This is a genomic window from Pusillimonas sp. MFBS29 (genome assembly GCF_020687695.1).
Lineage (GTDB): Bacteria > Pseudomonadota > Gammaproteobacteria > Burkholderiales > Burkholderiaceae_B > Pusillimonas_C.
This window is the reverse complement of record NZ_JAJEWL010000003.1, coordinates 175,681-201,162: the sequence shown is the minus strand read 5'-3', so window position 1 is coordinate 201,162 and position 25,482 is coordinate 175,681. Positions and strand designations below refer to the sequence as shown.

Annotated in this window: 20 protein-coding genes; 10 read left to right on the top strand and 10 right to left on the bottom strand. The window is 57.2% G+C overall.

Features of this window, described 5'->3' with window-relative positions:
- Positions 1-41: 41 nt before the first annotated feature.
- Entirely contained in the window at positions 42-1,625 is a 1,584-nt protein-coding gene (locus LKR43_RS05975) for a hypothetical protein (RefSeq protein WP_227683066.1), read from the top strand.
- 20 nt (positions 1,626-1,645) lie between these two features.
- Here the strand turns inward: LKR43_RS05975 and LKR43_RS05970 are convergent, their stop codons facing one another.
- Entirely contained in the window at positions 1,646-2,194 is a 549-nt protein-coding gene (locus LKR43_RS05970; protein WP_227683065.1) for a MarR family winged helix-turn-helix transcriptional regulator, read from the bottom strand.
- Between the two features lie 138 nt (positions 2,195-2,332).
- Here LKR43_RS05970 and LKR43_RS05965 point away from each other — a divergent pair, with 138 nt between their 5' ends.
- A complete protein-coding gene (locus LKR43_RS05965) occupies positions 2,333-3,214 on the top strand; it encodes a DMT family transporter (RefSeq protein ID WP_227683064.1) in 882 nt (293 codons plus the stop codon).
- A gap of 83 nt (positions 3,215-3,297) precedes the next feature.
- Here the strand turns inward: LKR43_RS05965 and LKR43_RS05960 are convergent, their stop codons facing one another.
- Together LKR43_RS05960 and LKR43_RS05955 are read right to left on the bottom strand one after the other, a co-directional pair.
- Entirely contained in the window at positions 3,298-3,579 is a 282-nt protein-coding gene (locus LKR43_RS05960; RefSeq protein WP_227683063.1) for a Fic family protein, read from the bottom strand.
- A gap of 78 nt (positions 3,580-3,657) precedes the next feature.
- The gene (locus LKR43_RS05955; protein ID WP_227683062.1) at positions 3,658-4,839 is read right to left on the bottom strand and encodes an FAD-binding oxidoreductase; all 1,182 of its coding nucleotides are present in this window, start codon (positions 4,837-4,839) and stop codon (positions 3,658-3,660) included.
- 192 nt (positions 4,840-5,031) lie between these two features.
- Between LKR43_RS05955 and LKR43_RS05950 the strand changes: the two genes are divergently transcribed.
- Positions 5,032-5,448 (top strand): DUF411 domain-containing protein, encoded by a 417-nt coding sequence (locus LKR43_RS05950; RefSeq protein ID WP_227683061.1) that lies wholly within the window; start codon positions 5,032-5,034, stop codon positions 5,446-5,448.
- Positions 5,449-5,537: 89 nt separating this feature from the next.
- Here LKR43_RS05950 and LKR43_RS05945 read toward each other — a convergent pair whose 3' ends face one another.
- Genes LKR43_RS05945 through LKR43_RS05930 form a run of 4 tightly spaced genes read right to left on the bottom strand, consistent with a single transcriptional unit; the run spans position 5,538 to position 10,118 of the window.
- Positions 5,538-6,419, bottom strand: a complete 882-nt coding sequence (locus LKR43_RS05945) for an MBL fold metallo-hydrolase (RefSeq protein WP_227683060.1) — start codon at positions 6,417-6,419, stop codon at positions 5,538-5,540.
- Positions 6,420-6,434: 15 nt separating this feature from the next.
- Positions 6,435-7,283, bottom strand: coding sequence for a sulfurtransferase (locus tag LKR43_RS05940; RefSeq protein ID WP_227683322.1), 849 nt, complete (start codon positions 7,281-7,283; stop codon positions 6,435-6,437).
- A gap of 47 nt (positions 7,284-7,330) precedes the next feature.
- Complete coding sequence (gene purB, locus LKR43_RS05935) at positions 7,331-8,713, bottom strand: adenylosuccinate lyase (RefSeq protein ID WP_227683058.1); 1,383 nt, start codon at positions 8,711-8,713, stop codon at positions 7,331-7,333.
- Between the two features lie 31 nt (positions 8,714-8,744).
- Complete coding sequence (locus LKR43_RS05930) at positions 8,745-10,118, bottom strand: FAD-binding oxidoreductase (RefSeq protein WP_227683057.1); 1,374 nt, start codon at positions 10,116-10,118, stop codon at positions 8,745-8,747.
- A gap of 192 nt (positions 10,119-10,310) precedes the next feature.
- Here LKR43_RS05930 and LKR43_RS05925 point away from each other — a divergent pair, with 192 nt between their 5' ends.
- The 4 genes from LKR43_RS05925 to LKR43_RS05910 all read left to right on the top strand — a co-directional run bounded on the left by LKR43_RS05925 (position 10,311) and on the right by LKR43_RS05910 (position 14,064).
- Positions 10,311-11,051 (top strand): IclR family transcriptional regulator, encoded by a 741-nt coding sequence (locus tag LKR43_RS05925; protein WP_227683055.1) that lies wholly within the window; start codon positions 10,311-10,313, stop codon positions 11,049-11,051.
- A gap of 89 nt (positions 11,052-11,140) precedes the next feature.
- Positions 11,141-12,529, top strand: coding sequence for an MmgE/PrpD family protein (locus LKR43_RS05920; RefSeq protein ID WP_370632072.1), 1,389 nt, complete (start codon positions 11,141-11,143; stop codon positions 12,527-12,529).
- 108 nt (positions 12,530-12,637) lie between these two features.
- Positions 12,638-13,621: a tripartite tricarboxylate transporter substrate binding protein gene (locus LKR43_RS05915; protein ID WP_227683051.1), complete on the top strand. Its 984-nt coding sequence runs from the start codon at positions 12,638-12,640 to the stop codon at positions 13,619-13,621.
- A gap of 92 nt (positions 13,622-13,713) precedes the next feature.
- Positions 13,714-14,064: a carboxymuconolactone decarboxylase family protein gene (locus LKR43_RS05910; RefSeq protein WP_227683049.1), complete on the top strand. Its 351-nt coding sequence runs from the start codon at positions 13,714-13,716 to the stop codon at positions 14,062-14,064.
- 177 nt (positions 14,065-14,241) lie between these two features.
- Here LKR43_RS05910 and LKR43_RS05905 read toward each other — a convergent pair whose 3' ends face one another.
- Together LKR43_RS05905 and LKR43_RS05900 are read right to left on the bottom strand one after the other, a co-directional pair.
- Positions 14,242-14,565: a type II toxin-antitoxin system PemK/MazF family toxin gene (locus tag LKR43_RS05905; protein ID WP_227683048.1), complete on the bottom strand. Its 324-nt coding sequence runs from the start codon at positions 14,563-14,565 to the stop codon at positions 14,242-14,244.
- Positions 14,566-14,790 (bottom strand): antitoxin MazE family protein, encoded by a 225-nt coding sequence (locus LKR43_RS05900; protein WP_227683046.1) that lies wholly within the window; start codon positions 14,788-14,790, stop codon positions 14,566-14,568.
- A gap of 216 nt (positions 14,791-15,006) precedes the next feature.
- Here LKR43_RS05900 and LKR43_RS05895 point away from each other — a divergent pair, with 216 nt between their 5' ends.
- Positions 15,007-21,783 carry an autotransporter outer membrane beta-barrel domain-containing protein gene (locus LKR43_RS05895; RefSeq protein WP_227683045.1) on the top strand — a complete coding sequence of 2,259 codons (6,777 nt, stop codon included), beginning with the start codon at positions 15,007-15,009 and terminating at the stop codon, positions 21,781-21,783.
- 59 nt (positions 21,784-21,842) lie between these two features.
- On the opposite strand, the gene LKR43_RS05890 is transcribed toward LKR43_RS05895, so the two are convergent.
- Positions 21,843-22,850: a LacI family DNA-binding transcriptional regulator gene (locus LKR43_RS05890; protein WP_227683044.1), complete on the bottom strand. Its 1,008-nt coding sequence runs from the start codon at positions 22,848-22,850 to the stop codon at positions 21,843-21,845.
- 137 nt (positions 22,851-22,987) lie between these two features.
- On the opposite strand from LKR43_RS05890, the gene LKR43_RS05885 reads away from it, so the two are divergent.
- Both LKR43_RS05885 and LKR43_RS05880 read left to right on the top strand, forming a co-directional pair.
- The gene (locus tag LKR43_RS05885; RefSeq protein WP_227683043.1) at positions 22,988-24,691 is read left to right on the top strand and encodes a thiamine pyrophosphate-binding protein; all 1,704 of its coding nucleotides are present in this window, start codon (positions 22,988-22,990) and stop codon (positions 24,689-24,691) included.
- Positions 24,692-24,700: 9 nt separating this feature from the next.
- Positions 24,701-25,417, top strand: coding sequence for an SDR family NAD(P)-dependent oxidoreductase (locus LKR43_RS05880; protein ID WP_227683042.1), 717 nt, complete (start codon positions 24,701-24,703; stop codon positions 25,415-25,417).
- Positions 25,418-25,482: the final 65 nt, after the last annotated feature.

Below are 25,482 nucleotides of genomic sequence, written 5' to 3'. Positions count from 1 at the left end.
GAGGTTCAATCAGATCGCCGTAACTGCTGTAACATCGCGGAATGACACGAAAAATCCAAATCGATCTAGGTCGTCCACTTCTTGTGAACGGCATCCCTGCGCGGAATCAGTCGGTTTGGTTGCTGTTAAGAGTTTGGTACGCACAGAAAACCGGAGAGGTATTTGTGCCGGCGTCGTCATTGCAGGCTCGATACCCAGGCAGCACGAACCTTCGCATGTTTGTGTCCCGCGCGTTTCGTGATTTTGCAACGTGGGGTATCGAGGTGGGGTGGGGAAACTCCATTGACCTTCCCCCTGCACTACTCAATTCGTCATGTCGCAGTCAGGGACCATTCTGGATCACGCAAGCGCAGGCCGATATGGTGCTTTGCCGCCGCGGTGAGGAGCCTGCAAGCCTGGACCTCGTGGCGAGCTTTCTGGGTCTGAAGGGATATATACCCCGGCGCGCAGATCTTCTGCAATATGTGACCCAGGATGGGGACTACTGGAATCATCTGACCCAGGCCATGCGGCTTGCGCGGGATGGCATGACGACGACTGGTATGAGTTGGGCTGCGAGCTATCGGGCAGCCGACCGAACGGCGCTGGACGACTTTCAGCGCGCGTTGGCCATACTCAAAGAGAGTCTCGCATGGCGACGTCACGGTAACGTAAGGCGCAGCGAGGCCGCATTGAAAAGACTTGAGCGTATTCTCCAGTCCGAATTTGTCGGCCCTTCCATGCCTACTTTGTCGGCCATGGCGTCGGTCGCTTCAGCCTGGAATAGCTATGCGCGCGGGGAAATCAGGCAAGCTCATGCCGGATTGGACCGGTTAGCATCAGACCCGCTTCTGGCGCCCGTAATTCGCTATAACCCTCGCGTGCGCTTCGAATACCTGAATTTGCGCGCCTTGCTGCACAAAGGCAGCGCTCTCGAGGACAAAAATGCTGATCGAGTCTCGAGAATGAATGAGGCCGAGAAGGCGCTTAGTGCCCTGTCAGAGGCACTCCAGGCCGCCTACGAGGCGGACTCTGTCGAGGCCGCTCAGGATGTGGCGGCAAACATTGGATGGACTTTGTGGTTATTTTGGCAGCAGCGACTGCTTGCTGTACTCAACGACCAGGATGTTCAGACGGTGCAAGGATTATCGCTGCGCTGGCTGGGGCTATCCGAATGGATATGTGACCGCTTTGGTGTTGGCGGAAGCTCTGCCTGGAATACAGTATTTGTACTCCGTATCGCTCGTGGCCACTGTGACGACAAAAGCGGAGACTTGAAGCGCTTTCAAGCGCAGTCGCCCCTTCCTGTTGGCAAAATGCTAGAGGCAGTCAAGCCGTTCCAAGCCGCGTTTTCTCGTGCCAAGGGCTACGACGACTGGTCGAATGTTGCTGCCTTCACGCTTGAAGAAAACGATGCAGGCCGGGTTTTCTACGGGGCTCATCAAGTAGCCAACCTGCTGCTGGAGTTTGTGTGGTTTCGCACTCACAGCGAGGGGCTGAGCCATCAGGTTTTCGCTGCGGTGGAGCGGCTTGCACGCGTAGTGCAAGATTTGGGCTCAGGGCAACGACGCTTTTTCAGGGAAAGCCTCAAAACCTTGCCTGAGCCGCTGCAGATAGTTGCAAAGGATGCCGCTATCACTGGTTAACCTTGCCCGGTAGCGACAGATCACCTTTCGCGAGGTAGCAGGCCGGGCGTTGGCTCACTGGCTGGCTGGTTGGTGCAGTTGTCGGCGCCCTCAAATCCAGTCAGGAACTGCCTAAGCAGATCATCCAGTTGAGCACGCTGCCTATCTGTAAGGCTGGCCACCAGTTTTCTCTGCGTTTCGACGTGGGCCGTGACGGCCCCGTTGATGACTTTCCGCCCTTTCGGAGAAAGAGAAATCAGAAAACTGCGGCCATCGTTTGGATCTCTGACGCGCTTGACCAGCCCGATCTTTTCCAACTGGTCGATACGATGCGTCATCGTGCCCGAGGTCACCATGGTTGAAGTTATCAAATCTCCCGGTGATAGCGTATAGGGCGGGCCAGCCCGGCGTAGAGTCGCCAGGACGTCGAAACTGGCCGCATTCAAGCCGTGTGCCGACCATGTTTTTTCCATGCCGCGGACCAAGTACTGATTTAGTCGCTTGATGCGTCCGATCGTACCCATTGGAGAAACCTTCAGGTCAGGGCGTTCTTGCTGCCATTGCGTGAGAATTCTGTCGACTTGATCCATGGCACCTGTTCTTTTATTAATTTATCTTGACATCAAGATTAATGGGACGGTATCTTGATGTCAAGGTAGTCTGCAAAGAGCTTGAATATGTCGGGTTTTATGGTTAAAGCGCACAAAGTCGCTCGTGAAAGGAATTGGTTGCTGCCGTTGTTATGTCTTCTGGCCGGCGGTTCATTGCTGGGGTTGTCCACGAATCTGGCAAAGCTTGCGGGTGAGGTGCACCTGTCGCCACTGGCGTTTCTGTGTTGGTCAATCATCGGTGCGGCCCTGGTCCTGATGACTGTGTCGGCGCTACGTCGGGATCTGCCGCCGGTCAATGTGCGGGCACTTAAATACTATGCCGTGTCTGCACTGGTGGGAGTAGCCGGCTCCAATCTGATTTTCTTTTCAGCCATCCCGCATGTAGGCGCGAGCTTTGTCGCCCTGATCATCTCACTGCCTCCGTTATTGACCTATGTGGGAGCGCTCGCACTGCAGATGGAACGGTTCAAAATGATGCGCGCGGCCGGGGTGGCGGCGGCGCTGGCCGGCGCCATTGTTCTGGCAGTAGGCAAGTTTTCCGCCCCCGATGCGGATGGATTCTGGATTCTCCTTGCACTTGCCGGTCCGGTTCTGTTGGCCATCGGCAATCTCTACCGGACACTGCGCTGGCCCACCGGAGCATCCCCCGATGCGCTGGCGCCAGGGATGCTGGTTGCGGCTGCATTGATGTTGCTGAGCGTTGGTTTGCTGCCCGGATTCTCGCTCGCGGTGCCTATGCACGATAGCTTGCCGCTGGTCCTGATCGCCACGCAGTCGGTCGTCTTTGCAGGCATGTTTCTGCTGCTGTTCATGCTGCAGAAAACAGGCGGGCCGGTGCTGCTGAGCTTGCTGGGGTCTGTTGGCGCCCTTGTGGGCGTGCCCGTCGCCATATTTCTGCAAGGCGAAGCAGCACCCGAAGGTCTGATGCCGGGGGCTGCCCTGATCGCTACAGGGGTTGCCCTACTGACACTAGGCAAGACCAAGTCCGAACGGCGATGATTGCATGGTTTGCTTGAATCAAACGACTGCCAATACCAGTGATGCGGACTATGTTTGGACGAGATTGAGTTGCTGCGACGCTGTTATCTAAAATGACCAATCAGATTCTTCCCCCGCGTGGTCAGGCGGTAGCGCTGTAAACGGCTGTTGGGCTTTTCAGGGATGGTCATTTCGATAAAGCCCGCATTCAGCGCAGGATTAAGGTAAGCATTACGAAAGTGCGGCGAATGCTCCAGACCCAGGCAATATTGTAATTCATTGCGAGTCATTTCGCCCTGCATCACCACCATCAGGCGAGAAATCTCATCAGTGAGTTGGTCAGTGACTTGGTCGGTGGCTCCAGGACCCGACTTCAAATCACCCATTTCATTGTGATGAGCAAAATGGAAAATGGCCCAGAAATCACCGCCTGATACCTGCCACTCAGGCCTTGGACTACCGTTCTAAAGAATGCCCAGCTCGGGATAGGGTTGATGCTTTTCCACCCGCTCGTAACCCAAACGCGTCAGATCGATCGTTTCGTAGCGGCCCCTGATAATGAGCTCGGCGATACCTCGTCCCGCTGCCGGCGCGTGCATCATGCCGTGCCCGGAGAAACCCGCCACCGTGTACAGGTTGGGCAGCCTCGTGTTCCAGGCACCGATGACTGCATTTCCATCGAGCTCATTCACTTCGTACAGACCCGACCAGGTGCGGTGACATTTTGCCGCTTCAAAGGCGGGAAAACGATGAGCTACGGCAGGCCAAACAACGTTCTCGAAGTAGTCGTGATCTATATCGAAGCGGTATCCACGTGCCACGTCGCCATCGACCAGGCCGCCGGAATAACCTTGCCCCTCTGACCGAAATGCCAGTCGGGAAAGGTCTTTAACATAAGGCAAATGACCAACCGGAGTGCCCGGGGTGAAATAGTGTTCGAATCGGCGCACCGGAGAAATTGGCAGTGTCATGCCAAAGAGTTGCGCGACATCGCCAGACCACGCGCCCGTTGCATTAACGAAGGCCTCGGCATGTACGGTTTCGCCTTGATCGAGCCGAACGGAAACCGCCCTGGAGTTTGTCACTTCGGCATCGACGACCCTCCCTTCAATGTAGGTCGCGCCAAGCTCAACCGCTTTGCGGCGAAATCCCCACAATAGGCCATTTGGATCACACCAACCGTCGTGTGGGGTATGAGCGCCGGCGCCCAAATCGTCCACATACATGGCGGGAAACTTTGCCTTAAGCTCGGGTGAAGAAAGCAAGTCGACCGTGGCGCCCTGGGCGCGTTGTAGAACCACGTTTTTCTCTAGCTGTGCCGCGTGTTCGGGAGGAACGATGAACAGATAACCGCCTTCCACCCAGTCTACGTGCGCGGAATGCCTGGCCGTTGACATGTGCTCGTCGAACTGCTTGATGAAGTCGATACTGAACAATGACATTGCAATGTTCTCTTCACCGGTGAATTGCACACGGCAGCCTCCGGAAGATCGCAGTGCCGATGCATATTCGTAAGTAGAGTCGGGCTCTATCACACACACAGACAGCTGCGGATCTTGCTTGAGCAAGAAATAAGCAACCGAGGACCCGATCACGCCGCCGCCTATTACAGCGATATCGAATTTTTTCTGATCACTGGTTTCCATGTCTCTCCCGTGCAAGCGGCTAATATTAGGTCAGACTATATGAGCTGAATGTACCCACAATCCGGGCGTCAGGCTACCGGGGATTGATATTGCGACGCAGCAGATCAAGTTGCTCAAGAGCTGCGAATTAAAGCGATATAGTTATGCTGTGGTCCTGAAAGTTACAGGATTGAATTTATGTGGAGCTTTTTCATGAAAGTATGGCTTGCCATGGCTGCGCTTGCGGTGGCGTCATCGGCTGTTCACGCAACCGACCGCGCCATTACGGTTTACCAGGATCCCAATTGCGGCTGTTGTTCCGGCTGGGTCGATCACATGCGTGATGCGGGGTTCCAAGTGAAAGCGATCAAAACCAATCGCATGGCGTCGATCAAACAGGAATTGGGCATACCCATGGAGCTTGCCTCCTGTCATACGGGCGTGCTGGAAGGCACAGGCCAGCTTGTTGAAGGCCATGTTCCGGCAAACGTAGTAGACAAGCTCCTGGCGAACGCCTCGGTGAAGGGCGTGTCCGCCCCAGGAATGCCCTTGAATGCACCCGGCATGGGCGAGCTGGACGGTAATCTGGTCACCGTGGATTTCGATGGGAAGCCGTTTTCCAGGGATTAGCGGGCTGAACGGATCGGTCGTGTTTCGTCAGGTGTATGTAACGTACGTCCATAGCTTTCGTTGGCAGCATATCTTCAAGGGGTGTCCCATTAAATCGAGGCCTCCCGCATCAGGCGCACCGGAACTTTCAAGTAAACAACGCCGTTGGATTCTGCTTTGGGGAAGCGGCCGGCTCGTATGTTGACTTGAACGGATGGCAAAAGCAGGGATGGCGTGCGCAGGGTCTTGTCGCGTTCTTGTCGCATGGTAACGAACTCCTGTTCAGTTACTTGGTCATGCACATGAATGTTGTGCTTGCGTGCTTCTTCTACCGTGCATTCCCAAGCGTAGTTACTGCGCCCCGGAGCTTTGTAATCGTGGCACATAAGTAAGCGCGTATCTGGCGGCAAGCTTAGCAAGCGTCGGATTGAGCAAAACAAGGTCTTGGCGCAGCCACCGGGGAAATCGGCACGCGCAGTGCCGTAATCGGGCATGAATAGCGTGTCACCCACAAATACCGTATTACCGATCCGGTATGAGACACATGCGGGGGTGTGTCCGGGTGTGTGCAATATTTCGACGGGCATGGAACCGATCATGAGCATTTCGCCATCAATCAACAGCCTGTCGAACTCACTACCATCCTCCGATACATCGTCCAGGTTGAAGATTGGCCGAAAAATGGTCTGCACTTCACGAATTTGCGCACCAATAGCGATTTGTGCGCCCGTGCGTTGCTTGATGTAGGATGCTGCGCTCAGGTGATCCGCATGGGCGTGGGTTTCGAGTGCCCAAATGATTTTCAGCCCTGCCTGGCTTGCCGTTTGCAGGATGCGATCGGCGGACTTTGCTGACGTGTCGCCGCTGGCATGATCGTAGTCAAGTACTGGGTCGACTACGGCGGCTTGGTTGGTCGCAGGATCCGAGACTAGATAGGTAACCGTATTCGTGGTTTCGTCAAAAAACGGCAGAATGTCAGGGTCTGTTTTCATCAAAGAACTACGCTCCTAGCGGCTGATGGGCGAGCCCGCGGTATTGCACCATTGGCTCCATGAGCCAGGGTAAAGCGCGGCGCCATGCAGACCAGCGATCTCCATGGCCAGAAGATTGTGGCACGCAGTGACACCCGAACCACACTGACTGATAACTTTGGCGGGTTCCTGGCCGTCGAGGTAGGCCAGGAACTCCTGACGCAATGTTGGTGCGCTTTTGAAGCAACCATCAGGCTGCAAGTTATCTTTGAAAAACCGGTTTACCGCGCCAGGGATATGCCCGCCGACTGGGTCTATGGTTTCACCCTCGCCCCGAAAGCGCTCGGGGCTACGCGCGTCGATAACTTGTGCTGTTCTGGAGTCCAGGTTTTCGACGACCTGGTCATAATCTATTGTGTCTACGAGCGACTCGCCAACAGTCAGTGTGCCTGCAGGATGTTCTTCCGCCTCGCCTGTGCTGAGTGGGCCGCCTGATTTCATCCATGCCTTCAGCCCTCCGTCAAGTACCAGCACCTTCGCGTGACCAATCCATCTCAGCATCCACCACAGCCTTGATGCATACATGGAATCACAAGCGTCGTAGCAGACTACCCATGTATCACTGCTGACACCTGCCGCTGCCATAGCTGCCGTAAAATCTTCGCGAGCAGGTAGTGGGTGGCGGCCTTGTTCGGGCCCCGCCTTGCGGCTAAGTACGCGATCAAGATCGATATGCACTGCGCCAGGCATATGGCCCGCCGAATAGTGCCGAAGTCCTGCTTCGGGGTCAGCTAGATCGAAACGGCAATCGCAGATAACCGTTCTTTTTGTTTGATCCTGGAGGAGAGTCGCCAGATCCGTTGTGTTGATTAATGGTATTGGCATCATGATGGTTGTATTGGTTCAGCTACTAAAAGTAAAAGATTAAAAGGTCAGGCAGACTGTGTTGTATCGTCGCGCATCCAGCCGCTTGCATTCTGGCTGGCCAGAGTTCGGTCAATACTTGTACCGACTTGTCCCAGATAGTTAGCGGGATCGGTCAGCTCGGCAATTTCCTCGTCTGACAGCACTTTGGATATCTGGCCGTGATCATGCATGGCGGAACTGAAGTCGATTTTTTTCTCAATGCCTCTCATTGATGCTTCATATACCCACTCGTGGGCATTATCCTTGCCTACCTTCTTCGCTAACTCAAGCATGACCCGTTCAGATAGCAGGTAACCGCGCATCATGTCTAGATTGGCAGCCATTGCATCCTGATCTACCCGCAAGCCAGCAAGCAGATTGCGTGATTGCAGCAAGATAGCGCCGGCAATCAGGCAGCACTCCGGTAGTGCTTTCCATTCTGTTTTCCATGCGATGCCATCTCGCTCGTGCTCTTGAACCATGGCTTCGGTCATCATGGCTGCGTTGTATCGCAAAGTTCGCGATAGTCCGGCCACATTTTCTGCAGAAGTGGGGTTGCGCTTGTGGGGCATGGTGGAAGACCCAAGCTTGCCTTCTGTAAAACCTTCCTCTACTTCAGCAAACTCGTTGCGCTGCAGATTTCGGAGTTCGTTGCCGATTTTGGAAAATGTAGCACCGACCATTGCCAGCAGGTTCGCATATTCGGCAAACCGGTCACGTGCCGGTCCCCAGCTTATATCAGGTACTGCCAGGCCCAGCGTGGCGCATGTCATCTCTTCCAGCTCTCGCGCTTCGGCCCCAAGGGAGGCCTGTGTTCCCACGGCGCCGATCAGCATGCCTACAAACAACCGGGGCTCGATTTGACGCATACGTTCATGATGGCGCGATACCTCGTCCAGCCATATTGCGCATTTATGACCAAAGGTTATCGGCAGGGCCTGAACGCCGTGGGTGCGGCCAGCCATCAGAGTGTCCCGATGGGCTTGCGCCAGTCTCGCCAACTCTCGCGCACATGCTTTGAGATCCCGCAAGAATATCGCGTGTGCTTCCTTCAGCTGAAGCACAGTCCCGGTGTCGAGTACGTCCTGGGTCGTAGGGCCGTAGTGGACCCATTGCCCGTGATCACCACATTGTGCAATCAGTTGCTTAAGCATGGGAACGAGCGAATGCTTGATTCTGCGCATTTCCGCAGCCATTGCAGGAATATCGATGTTTGCAACATTCGCATGGGAGGATATCGAGTCAGCGGCGTCCTGGGGGATCAGTCCAAGCCGGGCCTGGGCTTGGGAGAAAGCGGCTTCGAAATCCAGCCATTTCTGGATACGGTTTTCCTCGGAGAATATGGCTCGAAGTTCATCGGTGCTCCATAGATGTTGCATACTAACGGAGTCGAATACAGAAGATGGCATGAACAATACCTTTTGATATGAAAGGGGTTAGCTATAGCGATTGCCTTAGTGGCAGTACGCGGCCAGGGTTGAAAATATTGTTGGGATCCAAGGCGTTTTTGATGCAATACATCATCTGTATTGCTACTGGGTCCTTGTACCGGAGCAGAATGTCTTGTTTCTGTCGGCCAATTCCATGCTCGGCCGATATCGATCCGCCAATCGCCGCCGCAGTTTCATGTACAACTTCATGAATTGCTGTTGCTGCGGCAAGGAACTCCTCTTTTGCCATTTCTTTGGGCTTGCTCTGGTTGAAATGCAGATTGCCATCGCCAACATGCCCGAATGTGATGCAACGTATGCTGGGGACGATGGCCTGCATGCGCGGCACCACTGTTTCTATGAACTCCGAAATACGGGATATGGGTACCGAAATATCGTGCTTAAGCGAAGGCCCATCCTTGCGCTGGGCTTCCGGTATATGGGAGCGTATGTTCCACATCGCCTGCCTCTGTTGCCCCGAAGCTGCCAGGGCGACATCCAGAATACAGTCTGTCTCTATGGCCTGGACGAGAGCGGCTTCAAATTCCTCTCGTACTGGCACGCTCCGGGATGCTTCCGAGACCTCCACCAGTACTACCCAGGGTGCTGCTGTGGGCAGGGGTTCGCGCATTTGCGGAAAATGGGTCAGGACAAGATTCACGGTTTCTCTTGCCATTATTTCGAAAGCCGTGACGCGGTCGCCCAGCTCTTCGCCCAAGGCAGCAAGCAGGGCGACCGCCTTGTCAGGACTTTGCAACGCAACCCACGCAGTAGCCTGCTGACGAGGCACGGGGTACAGTTTCAGTGTGGCAGCAGTGATGATTCCCAATGTGCCTTCGCCGCCGATGAATAAGTGCTTCAGATCATACCCGGTGTTGTCTTTGCGCAGGCTTGATAGTCCGTTCAGTACGCTGCCATCCGCGAGCACAACCTCCAGTCCCAATACTTGTTCTCGCGTGTTTCCATAACGTACAACCTGGTCGCCTCCGGCATTGGTGGAAAGATTGCCGCCAATGGTTGCGCTGCCTTCCGAACCAAGTGTTAGCGGGAACATTCGATTCTGCGCTGCGGCTGCCTCTTGTACACTTTGCAGGATGCAACCGGCTTCGACCGTCATGGCATTGTCGAAGGGGCTAATGTTCCTGATGCGGTTCATGCGTTTCAAACTGAGAACAATTTCATGGCCTGAGTCGTCAGGTGTGGAGCCCCCCACGAGCCCGGTATTGCCACCCTGAGGGATCAGCCGCACGCAATGTTCTGCGCAAGTCCGTACCACTGCACTGACCTCGTCGGTTGTGCGCGGCAGCACGACAGCCCAGGCTTGGCCAGGGTAGTTGCCGCGATGTTCGATGGAATATGCCTCGGTGTCGACTTGTTTTGTCAAGACGCCATGTGGGCCCACAATACGAGCGAGAGCGGAAAGCAATGATTGTGGGGGCACAGAGGTTTGTGTATGCAGCATCAGGTTGGCGCTCTTCATATAGTATATTTTATTGAATGAAACGTATTTCGTTTAATAAAATATAAGATATCTTTTCTTAGTCAATCTGTCAAGAACCATAAAGGCCTATCCATTATGAAAGCAGTAGATAAAAATCCCAGGGTCACTCCAAGTCCCCCGGTCGGAGTCTTGGCCCGCGGGCTAATTATTCTGGAGTGTTTTGCAGAAGACCGGTTGCGGTTGCAATTGCGCGAGCTTGCCGACATGACTGGACTTGACAAGGCAACGCTGCTACGCCTACTTGGAACCTTCATGGAGTATGGATACGTCCAGCGTGGAGCAGATGGCCGCTATTCTCCTGGCCACAGTCTCTTGCGGTTGGGTGCGCTATATCGCGCCACGTTCGACATGGGGCAGCGTATTCAGCCGGTACTTCGCGCTATTGTGGCCGAAACACATGAAAGCGTGGCGTTCTATATCCGCGAGGGTGAACAACGGGTATGCCTGTTCAGAGAGAACGTTTCGCGTGATGTGCGATACGTATTTGAGGTCGGTACGCGTGTTCCGTTGGTGGACGGGGGTTCTGCCTCACACGTATTGCGGGCTTTTACCGATGGGGGCTCACTGCGCAGCGCAGAAGTGCTGGAGCGCGGCTATGCCATCACGCGTGCCGAGCGCTCACCGGAGTTGACGTCTGTATCCGTACCCGTGTCTGAACTGCATGGACCATTGCTCGGTGCCCTTCAGATCACCGGCATTCTTAGCCGGCAAACGGAAGAGCAGCAAATCCAGGCTGCTGCTGCTGCCGTCCAGATATTGAGATCTCATGGATTCGCATCACGTCCCGCCAATTTTCCAGGTAAAGAAATCAGTTAGATATTAAAGAGCGCATTTCCTTATTGCGTTTTTTTAATATATGTGCCAAAGTGCCCGTACGGTTCAATTAATAAAATATATTTCATTAAATGAAACTAAACGGCAAAATGATTGGCGCGGAAAGTCGGCTGTGCGCATATATAGCCTCGTTACCCCAACGGGATTTCGTTGATGCAACGCGGCATAGGGTTTCGCAGGCGTTACTGGACTGGTTTACGGCCGGCTGTTCGGGGTCTTCGCTTGCTGCGGCAAGCACCCTGCAGCAACTGGCGCTGCAGCTGATTCCAGCAGAGGGTGCCGCCCCGATCTTTGGCGGTGGAGCCGCCCACCCGCTAGCAACAGCGTTGTGCAATGCGGGCATCGCTCATCTGTGCGAAATAGACGACGCCCATCGCACTGCAATGTTGCATCCAGGCATTGTGGCGATTTCCCCCGCCATGGCGTTGAGCACAACTACACCACTCAGCAATCAGCGTTTTACCGCCGCAATCGTGGCCGGATATGAGGTTGCAATACGCGCAGGCGAAGCGTTGGGCGGTGAGCACTCCGGGCGCTTTCATGCAACGGCAACTGCGGGAACGCTAGGGGCCGCTGCGGCGAGTGCTACGGTTCTGGGACTGGATGCCGATCAGATCCATCACGCACTTGGCATCGCCGCCACACAAGCTACCGGCTTGTGGCAGTTTGTCGATGATGGCGCACACGAGGCTAAAGCATTGCATCCCGCTTTTGCGGTAAGAAATGGGATAGCCGCCGCCTATGCCGCAAAGCTCGGGTATCCGGGAGCTCGGGATTTCATGTCTGGCAGCCGCGGCATGCATGCGCTGCTTCACGGCAATGGCGATCTTTCTTGTCTGGATAAAGATCTGGGCGTGACCGACCGGATATCTTCGACCACGATCAAGCCATGGCCGACCTGTGGCCAGCTTTTCACGGCGATTGGTGCTGCTCAGGCAATTATTGACGAGCACGACCTTGACCCGCAGTTTATCGAGTCTGTGAATGTATCGATATTCCCGCAAGCATTGCGTATCGCCAAAGTCGACTGGCCATCTAAGCCCGCTGAAACGTGCTTCTCAGGCCGTTACTGTCTGGCCGTATTACTGACAAATGGCAGATTGGCGCTGGATGACATGGAGCGGCCAAAACTGGATAACCCGGACTTACTCGCGCTTGCTGCTCGTATAACGATAGCTCCGGAGCCTGGCTATGCGTCAGCCTTTCCCGATCGGCGACCCGCTACCGTCACCATCACCCTAAAGAACGGCAAAGTGTTGTCCGCCATGCGCGACAAGCGGCAAGGAGATCCAGAGGCTCCTTTTAACTGGGAGCAGCTTGATGCACGTTTGCGCGACTTCAACCCTGGTATGCCCGAAACGCGGGCTAGCGCCATAGCTGGTTGGTGCGAGGCGCTGCAGCATTCTCCTGCAAACGCGCGCTTTTCCAACCCAGAGAAAGACCTGTTCGGCACGGCGTGAAACCTGCTTGAAACTCCATCATGTACACCGTCGGGCGTGCATTGACTAAGTTGGTATTACCGTAAAACCCATAAATCCATAAACCCATGAACCCAAAGGAGAATTTACATGCGATTCCGGAATCTTGTGTCTGCATTTTGCGCGCTGCTGATAGCGGGACTTGGCATACTTGCCGGCCCGGTGTCAGCGGCCAACTTTCCTAATAAAGCCATCACCCTCACTGTCGGTTTCCCGCCTGGTGGAGGAGGGGATCTTTACGGCCGCCTGCTGGCAGACGCGATGAGCAAGCGCCTGGACAAAACCGTTGTGGTGGAAAACAAGCCTGGCGCAGGCGGGAATATCGCTGCCGACATCGTAGCAAAGAGTCGTCCCGATGGTTATACGCTGTTGCTTGCAATGAGTGGAAACATAGCGGTGGCGCCAGTTGTGCGGGGCGACTCGCTACCCTATAAGTCGCCGGACGACTTCGAGATGATAGGTGCGGCAGTCGAAGCTCCGCACGGTCTTTTTGTAGCGAAGGACTCGCCCTTCCAAACGGCACAGCAGTTCTTTGAACATGCTGGCAAGGAAGAAATCACTGTTGGCTCTACTTCACCGGGCGGCGCTGCACATATGGGCCTGGAGATGATCAAGCTCAAGACAAAAGCCGATCTTCTGTATGTGCCATATCGTGGGTCCGGACCCGCTATCACGGACATGATTGGAGGCCAGATCGAAAGCTTCTTTGCTACTGCGCCACCCCTGGTTGCGCAAGTGCGCAGCGGCGGGCTTCGGTTATTAGCGGTCACTGGTGAAGAGCGAAACCCCTCGCTGCCCGATGTTCCAACATTCAAAGAGCTTGGGATTCCTGTTGTGGTGACCCAGTGGTATGGCCTGGCAGCTCCCAAAGGAACACCTCGCGAAGTGGTGGATATTTTGTCGAAAAACCTTTCACTTGCACTCAATGACCCGAAAGTGCAGAAAATAATTCGTCAGGATGGCGCATTGGAAATGGACCTGCCCACTGACAAATTTACAGCCTATGTAAAGGCTGATATCGACGACTATCGAAACAACATCGATCCTGAGGCCATAGCCGCGATCATTCCTTGACCACCAGAGCATGAAGGGCCGCCATACGGCGCCTTTCATAACGGCCCAGGTCGGACAAATTTTCATTACCACTTTATTTAATCGGAGAAAGCATGCTGAACAATTGGATAGCTCAAATGGAAAATACCCGTGACGCTGTTACGCCATTTGCAGAGAACAACCCCAAGATGCTGTCTGCCTTTCGTGCACTCAATGCAGCACAGGGCGCTAATGGGGCATTGGATGCCAAAACACGTGAGTTGATTGCGCTGGCTGTAGCGGTTACCACGCGCTGCGACAGTTGCATTGCCGCACATGCAAATGCTGCGCGGCAAGCGGGTGTAACCGAGGCGGAGCTTAGCGATGCGCTGGGAACCGCCATCGCGCTTAATGCGGGTGCAGCCTATGTGTACTCCTTGCGTGCGATGGAGGCTCACGGCCAGTTTGAAAGCGGGCAGGGATAGCTTGGCACCGAGTGCTTCGGCTACCCAGGCGTCTCGCGCGGTACAGTTGCATTCTGACGCAAGCCGCTGAGGGTAGCCACCAGGCTTGTGAAGATCTACCCTTCATTCATGCCGTACGCGTTATCAAACGAAGAGTACTGCAGGCAGCCTTTTTCCCTCGGCATAGTAGTATTTTGCCTAGCGAGCAATTCCCAGAAACAGTACCAAGCGTCGATCAACCTCGACCATCGTATTGTCGTCCAGCTTGCCAATCGGTGCGGAGACCTTGTCGCGTTTAACGGTCATGCTTTTGTCGATCATGATCTGTGATGGTTTGCGTAGTCCGTTATTGGCATTGGGGTGAATAGTGACCTGCAGCAATGGTGCGTCCACAAGTGTGCTGGTGATGGGCAGAATACTAACAGTTGGATGTGTACTGAATAGATCCGACTGAATTACCAGTGCCGGGCGTGGTTTGCCAAAGTCGCCTTGCATGGCGATCATGACCAGGTCTCCGCGCATTTATTCCGTCCAGCCGTCTGTGTCCGACAGCGCGTTGTCCATAAATTGATCCAGCTTTGTGTCTTTGCATTCGGCTTCGGCAATAAGCCTGGACTGACGGTCGCATTCGGCGTTAAAGCCGGCCATGCGAGTGTCTGGCACCCATATCTGCAAGGGGCGTAAGCCGGATGCGCGCAAGGAGTTGCGATACTTTTGCACGCGTTCGTTCACGGAAAGGTTAGGCATGGTGGGCCTCGCGCTCGGTTTGTATAAGTAACATGTTACGCGTGCCAAGCGTTACATGCAACTTTTTCACCATGCATTTCAACGATTAAATCGTACGTTTCATCGAAAAATTCTTGTTTCGGTGCAAGCCTGCACAACATAATTTCTTGCGTAAAAGTACGCGCCTGTGGTCGTTCGTGCTTCAGGGTCCGCCATTTTTAATTATGCGAGAAAAACATGAAGCAGAATCCTGTTTATCGAAATGGTGTCTCGATCAGGCTGTCTTGTCAGGGCCTATTGCGGCTTGCGATTGTGTCTGCGCTGGGGGCGTGTACGCTGGGCCTCTCTGGTGGAGCACGGGCTGATTCCACTTGTCAGGGCAGTCCCACGCAGAATATTGCGGCCGGTAGTTATACCTATGGTTACGCAGTGTGTCAGGGCGATGCAGGCGTAGACAAGAGTGACGAAAAGGATGGCGACAGCGGGGCTGATATTTCGATTGCCACCAATGGTGGTTCCTTTGGTGTGGACTCTGGTGATGTCCTGACGATTAGCGGCTATAACCGAAAGCTGGGTGTGCTGACGGGGGCGTCGATCGGCGGAGCTGGTGTGGATGAGGGCACGGCGGGTGATGGTGGTTACATAACCATCAACAACAGCGCTGGCATCACGCTTAGCGGTTCGGGCACAGGTTCCTACAATAGTCTCATCTCGGGCGTGTCTTTGGGTGGTCTGGCCGACCAGGATAACGACAACAACAATTCGGACGGCGGTAATGGTGGTTTGGGCCAGAAGGTTTCGATCACAAACACCGGTGTACTGACCATAGAGGGCACAGTGCCCGTTGCCGATGACAGCGGCCTGTTCGGTATCGATGCCTTGGCCATGGGCGGTGCCGGGGGAGAACAGAATAATCCCACCCTTGACTACGGTGATCAGGTGGGCGGAGATGGCGCCAACGCCAGCACGGCCATCATCACGGATAGCGGCACGGTGAATCTGGGCAGTAGTGATACGCGCCTGAAGACGTATGCAAGCGGGGCAGCACTTTCTGCGCGCTCAATAGGCGCAACAGGAGGCAATTACAACGGCAACGCGGGCACGGGTGGAACGGTACAGGTGACCCACAAGGGCGCGACCAGCAGTTATTGGCAGGCGGACGGCGACAGCAAGCTGTTTGGCATTAATGCTGAAAGTATTGGTGGCGATGGTGTCGACGCGAATCCCGATAACCCGGATAACAGTGATAACGGTGGTAACGGCGGCGGCCAGGGCACCGGGGGCTGGACCCAGCAAACAACGGTGGATGCCTACGGCAGCGTGTTGCTGGACGTGGCGGACTCGGGCTCCGGTGCGGCCATCGAAGGGGCGGGTATCGCGGCGCGGGCTGTGGGTGGCAAGGGCGGCAAGGGGCCATCAAAAGATCATTGGGGTGGTCAGGGCGGTACGGGTGGGGCCGTAACGGTGAATCTGTATTCCGGCGCCAGTGTGACCACGCGAGGTGCCAATCTTCCCGCAATTGCCGCCCAGAGTCTGGGCGGACAGGGCGGAGATGCCAGCGATGGGTCGGCCATTGCGGGGCAAGGCGGTGGCGGTGGGTATGGCGGCAACGCCAGCGCCGTTAATGTCGTTACTCAGGGTGACAGCGCCATCACGACCTCAGGTACCTATGCGTCGGGCATCCTGGCCCAGTCCATTGGCGGCGGTGGCGGCACCGGCAGCAACTTCGTTGCGGTCCTGGGCGGTCAGGGGGGCAATGGTGGCAATGGCGGTGACGCCGGCACGGTAACCACGACAACTGCGGGTTCCATTACCACTACCGGTGATCATTCGTATGGTGTGGTGGGCCAATCCATTGCGGGCAGTGGTGGCGCAGGGGGTGCGGACACTTCTGCCGCGGTCGCGCTGGGTGGCGATGGCGCCGGCGGCGGCACTGCCAATCTGGTAACGATGAGCAATTCGGGTGCCATCACGACCTCGGGTTATAGCTCCCACGGTATGGTGGGACAGTCCATCGGTGGCGGCGGCGGTGTGTCCGGCAGCGCCACGGGCCTGCTCAGCGTTGGGGGCAGCGCAGCGGGCACGACGGGATCGGCCGGCGGTGACCTGATCATGAACAATACTGGATCCATCACGACGACCGGTAAAGCCGCCCTGGGCATTGTGGGACAGTCCATAGGCGGCGGTGGCGGCAGTGGCGGCGACAGTGTGGGTGTAGTGGGTGTGGGCGGCACCGGGTCGGCCGGCGGTACCGGCGGTCAGGTCACGATGCATGATCCGGGCATGATCCATACCTCGGGCGATTTCAGCCTTGGCATGCTGGGGCAATCCATAGGCGGTGGCGGCGGCAATGGCGGGGATACGTTCACCGCATCGGTGGGTGTATCTGTGGCCATCGGCGGCAGCGGCAGTGGCGGCGGAGACGGCGGTTCGGTGTGCATGTCCAACGCGGGTGCCTGCGATGGCTGGACATCAGGCGATGGCTCGAATGTGCTGACCCATGGCGACTACGCCGCGGGTATCGTCGGGCAAAGTATCGGTGGCGGTGGTGGCAATGGCGGTAGCGTCAAGAACGTCAGCGTTGCGTCGGTCCTGGCACTGCAACTGGGCGGCAGCGGTAGCACCGGTGGTTCCGCAGGGCCGGTCGAGATCAGTTATAGCGACCTGGACCTCGGCACCGGCGGTCAGCACGCCATTGGTGTGCTGGCTCAGTCCATCGGTGGCGGCGGCGGTAACGGCGGAGATTCCAGCTATGCCGATGCCACGGTGGGGTTCAATGCCGCCTTGGTTATGGGGGGCAGTGGCGGCGGGGGAGGCCATGGTGATTCGGCCATCGTCAGCTTGAGCAATTCCCGTATTGTCACTGGCGCAGACTTCGCCAGTTCCGACATCGACCCCGGCACCTATGCACCTAACGATTCGTTCGGCGTCCTGGCGCAGACGGTAGGCGGTGGTGGCGGTAACGGAGGCAGCGCGAGCGCCCGCGACCTAGTGCTGGCGGTGCCCACGGGCGAAGGTGCATCGGTGGCCTTGAATCTTGAAGCGGCCATCGGAGGCAGTGGCAGTACGGGTAGCGATGCCTGCGGCGACAGCAATAGCAATTGCCTGACACAGGTTGTACTGAAAGAAAAGTCATCCGTTGCCACTATTGGTGATGGTTCGCACGGCGTGATGGCTCAGTCCGTCGGCGGCGGTGGCGGTAACGGTGGCGATTCGTCGGCGATGGCGGCCACGCTGAGCGACGGCGATTCCATTTCTGCTACGGTCGGGATGGCACTGGGTGGCACGGGCTCGGGGGGCGGTGCCGGCGGTGCAGTGAACGTTACCTTGGGGGATTCTGACACCAGTAGTTCCGGGTTGCCGCCTGCATTGTCGGCGCCAGGTACCACGCTGCCTGCGTCCAGCATCATTACCTACGGTCATTTCGCTAACGGTGTCGTGGCGCAATCGGTTGGCGGTGGCGGCGGCAATGGCGGGGTGGGCAGCAGCAACGCGTTCTCGAATGGCGGTATGGCCAACGTGGATCTGACCATGTCGCTGGGTGGCACGGGTGGTGCTGGTGGTGTGGGTGGCGAGGTAGATGTGGCCGTGAATCCGAACTTTACGATCCGCACGCGCGGGTCCGGTTCACGCGGCATCGTAGCCCAGTCTGTCGGTGGCGGTGGCGGTGTGTCGCAGGGTGGCACCATAGGCATTTCCGCAGGTCGGACGGGAGGCGGCGAGACGCCCGATGAGGGTGGCGGTAGTCTGAACGGATCATTCAACCTTACCCTGGGAGCGACCGGTGGGTCGGGTGCTGTGGGCGGCAAGGTTACGGCGGCGCTGTCGGGCGCAATCCGCACAGAAGGCGGCGATGCTGACGGTATGTTGTTGCAGTCCATTGGCGGTGGCGGCGGCCTGGGCGGATCTGTCGGCGCTGACGCCTCGTCCACCCCCATACTCGAGCGGCTGGACATGTTTGACGACGGCGAGGAAGCCGGCAGCGATGAGGGTGTCAGCTATTCCTTTACCGTGGGCGTTGGCGCCACCGGAGGCAGTGGTGGCCACGGCGGTGAAGTTGACCTTGATTTCGGCGGACAAATACAGACCAGCGGGGACTGGGCCGATGGCATCTTGGCCCAGTCCATTGGCGGCGGTGGAGGTGCGGGCGGCTCATCCAGCGCGTCGGGCAGCGAGGTCCAGGCCAGCATCACTCTTGGTGTGGGAGGCAGTGGCGGCGCGGCAGGAGACGGCGGAACGATTAACTACTATCTGCCGAGCTCGCATGGCGCCGGCATTGCCACGGCAGGCTATCAAGCCTATGGCATGCTGCTGCAGTCCATCGGTGGCGGCGGGGGCCTGGGTGGCGATGGCTCGGATCAGGCGAAAGGTGAGCTTACGATTGGCGGCGCGCACGGTGGAGAGGGCGGCGCGAGCGGCGATGGTGGCGCCATACAGGCGTCGCAAACAAAGGGTTGGTTGAATGTTTCAACATTGGGCGATGAGGCGCCCGCTGTGGCCATGCAGTCAATTGGCGGCGGTGGCGGTACTGGCGGCGCAGGGAGCAGCGACTCCAAGGATATCGACGGGGACAGCCACGCCATGTTCGTATCGGTCGGCGGCAACGCCGGCGCATCCGGCCACGGTGGAACGGTCAACGCAACCATGGGTCTTGACGCAAGTACGGCCGGTGACCGGGCCTATGGCATGTTGTTGCAATCGATTGGCGGCGGCGGTGGCGTGGGCGGGGCCGGCGATGCCGATAACCTGACCAGCGTCGTATTGGGCGGGCGCGGTGGAGCGGCGGGTGACGGCGGCAACGTTACCGTCAACCTGAACGATACTGAAAGCCGGATCACCACGGCGGGCGCCGGCGCCCATGCGATCGTGGCCCAGTCGATTGGTGGCGGCGGAGGTATTGCCGGCGATACGTCAAAGGGGATCAAGCTCGGTTCTGCCTGGTCTGCGGCGAATGCCAATGATGCCGGCGGAAGCGGAAATGGCGGGGCCGTCAATGTCACGACGAACGGCACCATCACGACCACGGGCGCAAACGCTTTTGGCGTCGTGGCCCAATCCATAGGAGGCGGCGGCGGGCTCGGCGGCAACACCAGCGGTGGATTTGCCGGCACGACTGCGGGCACAGGCAGCACCGGCGCTGGCAGCAATGTCACCGTGGCACAGAACGGTACGCTCACCGCCTCGGGTAGTGGTTCCACAGGTATTTTTGCGCAAAGCGAAGGTCCGCAAGGTTCCGGAGAGGTTTCCGTTACCGTCAATGGCTCTGTCACTGCCGAGGCCTATGGGGTATGGATAGTCGGTAACAACCAGAACTATCTGATCGTGAATGATTTTGGCAGCATTTCGACCGGTTCCAGCGACACGGCCGTGCACTATGAAGGCACCCCGCCGCAGGTAATCGGCATGAAGCTGGCTGCTGACAATGCAATGGGCGCCATGCTCAACATTCACAACGCGGGTTCGATACGCGGCAATATCGAATGCGCACGAGGTGACGGCGGCATTGCCTGCGATGTAGATAATGCCGCTACCGGTACGCTTAGCGGTGCAACGCTTTACCAAGCCAATATTGACAACGCCGGCGTGGTGGCCATCGGCAAGCCTGGCGCGTTCGACCTGCTGACCGTAACCGGTGACTTCAACCTGCAGTCCGAGGGCTTGCTGCAGGCCGATGTGGATTTCGTTCAGTTCAAGTCGCCGCGTATGGTGGTTCAAGGCGAGACCCGCCTGGATGGCCGCATCGATGTGCGCCCGATCGCGCTGCTTCCCGAGCGCGAAGTTACCGTGGCCACCTTGGAAGGCGATATCCTGGGTACGCCAAGCGCTCTGGACAGCCCGATCATCGATTACGCCGCCAGGCTGGATGGCAGGAATGTGCACGTGAAAGCGGCGGATGCAGACTTCGCTTCCGAGTCGATGTCCTTGTCGGATAATCCGCGTTCGGTGGCGCAACATGTGCAGGGAACCTGGGATGCAGGCGGCAATTCAGACATGGCTCCCTTGTATGCCGCGCTTGATACGGCCTCGCGTCAGGGCAGCGATACCTATTCGGACCGCCTGGCAGACCTTTCGCCCGGTGTGGCTGTAGCGCCCGGCGCCCAGATGCAGGCCGGAATGGCCCGCTTCACCGGTGCCATGATGTCGTGCCCGACCTTCCAGGGTGCCGATGCACTTACTGGCGAGCAGAACTGCCTGTGGGGCGAGGTCTCCGGTGTGAATACCAACCAGGACAGCGAGGGGGGCGTGTCGGGCTTTTCATTCAGCGGAGTCACTTACCAGTTTGGCGGGCAACGTCAGGTCAGCCCGGGCTGGTTCCTGGGTGGATCGGCAGCCTATCAGAACACGCACATGAGCGGTAACGACGGACGTGTCAGCGGCAAGGGCGATACGGGTTATGTCGGGCTGGTGCTGAAGCGCGAGACCGGCCCATGGATCTTTTCGGCGGCTTTGGGCGGTGGTTATGGCCAACACGATATTGACCGCAACATTCGTATTCCAAGCCTGGAAAGCCAGGCCAGTGCAGACCTGGATGTCTATGGCGCCGCACTGCGCCTGCGCGCTGCGCGTACGTTCGCCACCGATACCTACTACGTCAAGCCGTATGTTGATCTGGATATGTTCTATACGCATATGCCCAGCTACAGCGAATCGCGCGACGCCATGCATCTTGAGGTGGAAAGCAGCAACCAGTTTGTTGTGGGCCTGTCGCCCATGATAGAAGTAGGTGGCCGGATATCGCTGGATAACGGTGCCGTCATGCGGCCATATGTGTACGGCGGTGTTTCGCTGCTGTCAGAGGATGAATACACGGTCAAGGCCCGCCTGCAGGGTGCGCCGGCGGGAACGGGATCGTTCGAGACATCGGTGCCCACGGATGATGTCATCGGACGTATCGGTGCCGGCCTGCAAATCTCGAATGCCGGCGGCATTGATTTCCGACTGCAATACGACGGTGAGTTCTCGTCGCATATTCAAAGCCATCGCGGCACGCTGAAGGTGATGATTCCGTTCTGACTCAGGGCCTGCCAAAAGCGCCGGCGCAGTTCAACTGCGCCGGCGCTTTGTTGTATGGGTCAGGCGGCGGGTCCGGTTGAGCTGCGCTTTACCAAAAACGTCGGCAGCATTTGAGGTGGTGGCATGGGCTCTGTCGAGTCAATTGCGGCCAATAGGGTTTTGGCTGCAAGCATCCCGATTTCAACCGATGGAAAATGAATCGTAGTAAGTGGCGGATCTACGAAAGCGGAGAACTGGCTGTCGTTGAAACCGATGACCGACACTTCGTTGGGGATGGACAGGCCGTGTTCGCGCAAACAGGCCGTTGCCCCCAGAGCCAGGTAATCGTTGCCGCAAATGAGTGCGGAAAACTTCAGCCTCTTGCCCAAAAGTTCTTTGGTGGCCTGATAACCTTCGGCGAACCCGTAATCTGTTTCAGCAATCAGGTCTCGTGACAGGCGTCCGCCGCCTGCAGCAATGGTTTCCAGCAAACCCTGGTAGCGCTGCCGGGCACGTTGATTAAAGGCAAGGTGACCGCTGATGAACGCGAACTCACGATGCCCCAGGTCTAGCAAATGTTCGGCGGCTTTGCGGCCGGCAACATAGTTGTCGAAACCAATGGCGCCTGCCAGCGCGTTGCCCGAGTCGGCCCAGATGGTGGCGAATGGCAGATCGTTCTTGGTGATCAGATCGATCCAGGGTGGCGGGCAGTCATTGCCCAGCAGGACGATGCCGTCCACGCCTCTTTCGATGAGTGTGCGCAAAGGGCTTAAATCGGCTTGTTCCTTGATGGATGGTTGCGCCAGCAGTAGGGTGTAGTTGGCCATACCCAGCCCTTGCCGCAAGGCTTCTATGGTTTGACCAAAGGCCGATACGCCTATGCTGGGCACCACGGCACCGATACTGCGCGTGCGTCTTGATACCAGGGCTCGTCCTACACCTTGAGGCACGTAGCCTAATGCCGCCACGGCAACGTTGATACGTTCACGGGTGGCGGCATCTACCATTTCGGGACGGTGCAAGGCGCGCGAAACCGTGCTGATGGAGACCCCCACCATGCGGGCAACATCTTGCAAGCTGGCTGCCATATTTATTTTTCCTGTTCTTTGCAAACGATAGTCATAAATATAGCACTATTTCACAAAATCCCTATTTAAATCATGTTTGACACTTTAATGCAAACGTTTGTATTATGCAGAAAATTACCTCTTCAAGGAAGAATGAAATGGATGGAATCGCTGCCACTGCTGCCGTGACAACCAAGCAGGCAATAGTCAATACGCTTACTGAACTTGACGTTAAGTACGCTTTCACCCTGCCGGGCCTGGGTGTTACCTGGATGCTCGACGAGTTCTATCAAACCAGAAAGGAACTGCGGGTCGTCCTGACACGAGGCGAGCAAGTAGCGTCGATCATGGCCCAGGTGGTGGGGCGCCTCACAGGCAAGCCTGGCGTTTACATGGGGCAAGGCCCATTTGCCAGCACGACGGGTGCGTTCGGCATACTCGAAGCCTACTTCGCCGGTACACCGATGCTGGTGCTTACAGATACGTCGTGCTACGACGGCTTCGGCATGTATGGCGTATACCAGACCATGACCGGCGATTATGGTGCGGCAGACGTCCGCACTGTCATGAAGACCATGACCAAATCCACGTACTACGCAACCGAGCCGCACGAGGCGGTCTACGCCATTCAGCAAGCCTACAAGCAGGCCGGTCTGCCGCGCCAGGGGCCCACGGCTGTTGTGCTGAAGTCGCCCATTATTCGTCGCGAAATGCCCGAGCAATCCCGTGTCACGCTTTATCCTTCCAAGGGTTACCAGGAAGTCGCCATGCCCCTGCCTGATCCCAAGGCAATCAAAGAACTGGCAGATCTGGTCAAAGCGGCGAAGCGGCCAGTGCTGGTTGTCGGCAACGGCATGCAGAATGCCCGTGGGCGTGCATTGGTTGCCCAGCTGGCCGATAAGTTCGGACTGGCGGTAGCTACCAGCTATAACGCCAAGGGTGTTGTCGATGAAACGTCCGCGACAGCCGTTGGCATGTTGGGAACATGGGGCATGAAATCCGCCAATGCAGCGGTCAAGGATGCCGACATGCTGGTGGTCATCGGGGCCAGCCTGGGCGCCGACTACATCAAGTTTCGTGATCCTGACTTCATCAAGCCCGGTGTGCAGCGTATTGTGCAAATTGACGTCGATCCGCGCAATGCCGGCTGGGTCTATCCGGTAGATCTTGCCATTTGCGCCGATGGCAGTGACGCCATCGATGCACTGCTGAAGCACGATCTGGGTGCAGACCAGCGCCAGGAGCGCCTGAGCTGGATCGCCACCATTCAGGCGAACCACCCCGTTTTCGACCAGCCCACCACGGCTGCATCGGGAACCCTGCACAATGCAGAGGTCGTCAAGGTACTGGATGCCTTCCTCACACCCGACGACATGCTGACGCTGGATGCCGGCACCAACCGCATTTGGGCAACAACCACCCTGAAAGTTCGCACTCCCGGACAACTGGTGGTTCCCGGTGGCATAGGCGGCATGGGCTGGGGGGCGCCTGCCGCTGCAGCCGTCAAGCTCGTTCACCCCGAGAAAAACGTTGTTTGCCTGACCGGAGACGGCGGGTTCGCCATGACCATGAACGTCATGTCCACCTGCGTGCAGGAAAACCTGCCCATCACAGTTGTGGTTGCCAATAACAGCGGGCTGGGCATGGTGCGCGACAACCTGAAAGATCGCCGCATTGCCGTAGATTTTTCAAACACCGACTTCGCGCAGATTGCCCGCGGTATGGGTTGTCATGGCGTCAGTGTTACCACCGCCGAGGAATTGGCCAAGGCGCTGAAAGAGGCTCGTGAATCCGGTGTGGCTACGGTCATTGATGTTGCGGTCGATCCTGCCTCCAGCCACGTGGGTGTATCGGACTACTAAGGACAACCCATGAAACCCATAGCCATAGTTACCGGTGGGGCGCGCAATATCGGCTGGGCGATAGTGCAAAGGTTGTCTGCCGATTACCGCGTATTCATCGCCGATCTGGCAGAGCCGAGCCAGGCTCTGCCAGAGGGCTGCGAATACATTCGCACCGACGTGTGCGACACGCAGCAGGTCGGCAGCCTGCTGGCCCATGCCGGGAAGGCGGGGCCTTTGCAGGCTCTGGTTCACTCGGCCGCCATCACGGCGCCTGCCAGACCAGTCGCCGACATCCCGCTGGATGAATGGACCCGGTTGCTGCACGTGAATCTCACGGGAAGCTTTATCGTCGCCCAGGCCGCCATCGCGCCTTTGTCCGAAGCCAAAGGCAGCCTGACGCTACTGACCTCGCGCGCCGGGAAAACGGGTTTTGCCGCCTTGAACGCCGGTAACAGCGGTACCAAGGCCCATTACTGCGCTTCCAAGGCGGGCGTGATTTCCTTGATGAAGTCGCTGGCAACCGAGCTGTCGCCAAACGTTCGTGTCAATGCAGTGGCTCCTGGTCCCATCGAAGGCGAGATGATCCCTCGCGAGCGCTGGCCGGAGATCGCTGCACGAGTTCCCTTGGGCCGGCTGGGAACTGCCGCTGAAATTGCCGACGCGGTGCATTTTCTTGCCAGTCCTGCCGCCAGTTTCATCACCGGCCATGTATTGGATGTAAATGGTGGCACCTTGATGGATTAAAGGGTGTGTCGTGGCCGACCAACAATCAGAAGTTGTGCGGCCGGGCTTTAACTATGCAATGGAGA

Coding starts and splice junctions, on each gene's coding strand:
- LKR43_RS05975 (WP_227683066.1), top strand. CDS start 42: ATGACACGAAAAATCCAAATCGATCTAGGTCGTCCACTTCTTGTGAAC.
- LKR43_RS05970 (WP_227683065.1), bottom strand. CDS start 2,194: ATGGATCAAGTCGACAGAATTCTCACGCAATGGCAGCAAGAACGCCCT.
- LKR43_RS05960 (WP_227683063.1), bottom strand. CDS start 3,579: ATGGGTGATTTGAAGTCGGGTCCTGGAGCCACCGACCAAGTCACTGAC.
- LKR43_RS05955 (WP_227683062.1), bottom strand. CDS start 4,839: ATGGAAACCAGTGATCAGAAAAAATTCGATATCGCTGTAATAGGCGGC.
- LKR43_RS05950 (WP_227683061.1), top strand. CDS start 5,032: ATGAAAGTATGGCTTGCCATGGCTGCGCTTGCGGTGGCGTCATCGGCT.
- LKR43_RS05945 (WP_227683060.1), bottom strand. CDS start 6,419: ATGAAAACAGACCCTGACATTCTGCCGTTTTTTGACGAAACCACGAAT.
- LKR43_RS05940 (WP_227683322.1), bottom strand. CDS start 7,283: ATGCCAATACCATTAATCAACACAACGGATCTGGCGACTCTCCTCCAG.
- purB (WP_227683058.1), bottom strand. CDS start 8,713: ATGCCATCTTCTGTATTCGACTCCGTTAGTATGCAACATCTATGGAGC.
- LKR43_RS05925 (WP_227683055.1), top strand. CDS start 10,311: ATGAAAGCAGTAGATAAAAATCCCAGGGTCACTCCAAGTCCCCCGGTC.
- LKR43_RS05920 (WP_370632072.1), top strand. CDS start 11,141: ATGAAACTAAACGGCAAAATGATTGGCGCGGAAAGTCGGCTGTGCGCA.
- LKR43_RS05915 (WP_227683051.1), top strand. CDS start 12,638: ATGCGATTCCGGAATCTTGTGTCTGCATTTTGCGCGCTGCTGATAGCG.
- LKR43_RS05910 (WP_227683049.1), top strand. CDS start 13,714: ATGCTGAACAATTGGATAGCTCAAATGGAAAATACCCGTGACGCTGTT.
- LKR43_RS05905 (WP_227683048.1), bottom strand. CDS start 14,565: ATGCGCGGAGACCTGGTCATGATCGCCATGCAAGGCGACTTTGGCAAA.
- LKR43_RS05900 (WP_227683046.1), bottom strand. CDS start 14,790: ATGCCTAACCTTTCCGTGAACGAACGCGTGCAAAAGTATCGCAACTCC.
- LKR43_RS05895 (WP_227683045.1), top strand. CDS start 15,007: ATGAAGCAGAATCCTGTTTATCGAAATGGTGTCTCGATCAGGCTGTCT.
- LKR43_RS05890 (WP_227683044.1), bottom strand. CDS start 22,850: ATGGCAGCCAGCTTGCAAGATGTTGCCCGCATGGTGGGGGTCTCCATC.
- LKR43_RS05885 (WP_227683043.1), top strand. CDS start 22,988: ATGGATGGAATCGCTGCCACTGCTGCCGTGACAACCAAGCAGGCAATA.
- LKR43_RS05880 (WP_227683042.1), top strand. CDS start 24,701: ATGAAACCCATAGCCATAGTTACCGGTGGGGCGCGCAATATCGGCTGG.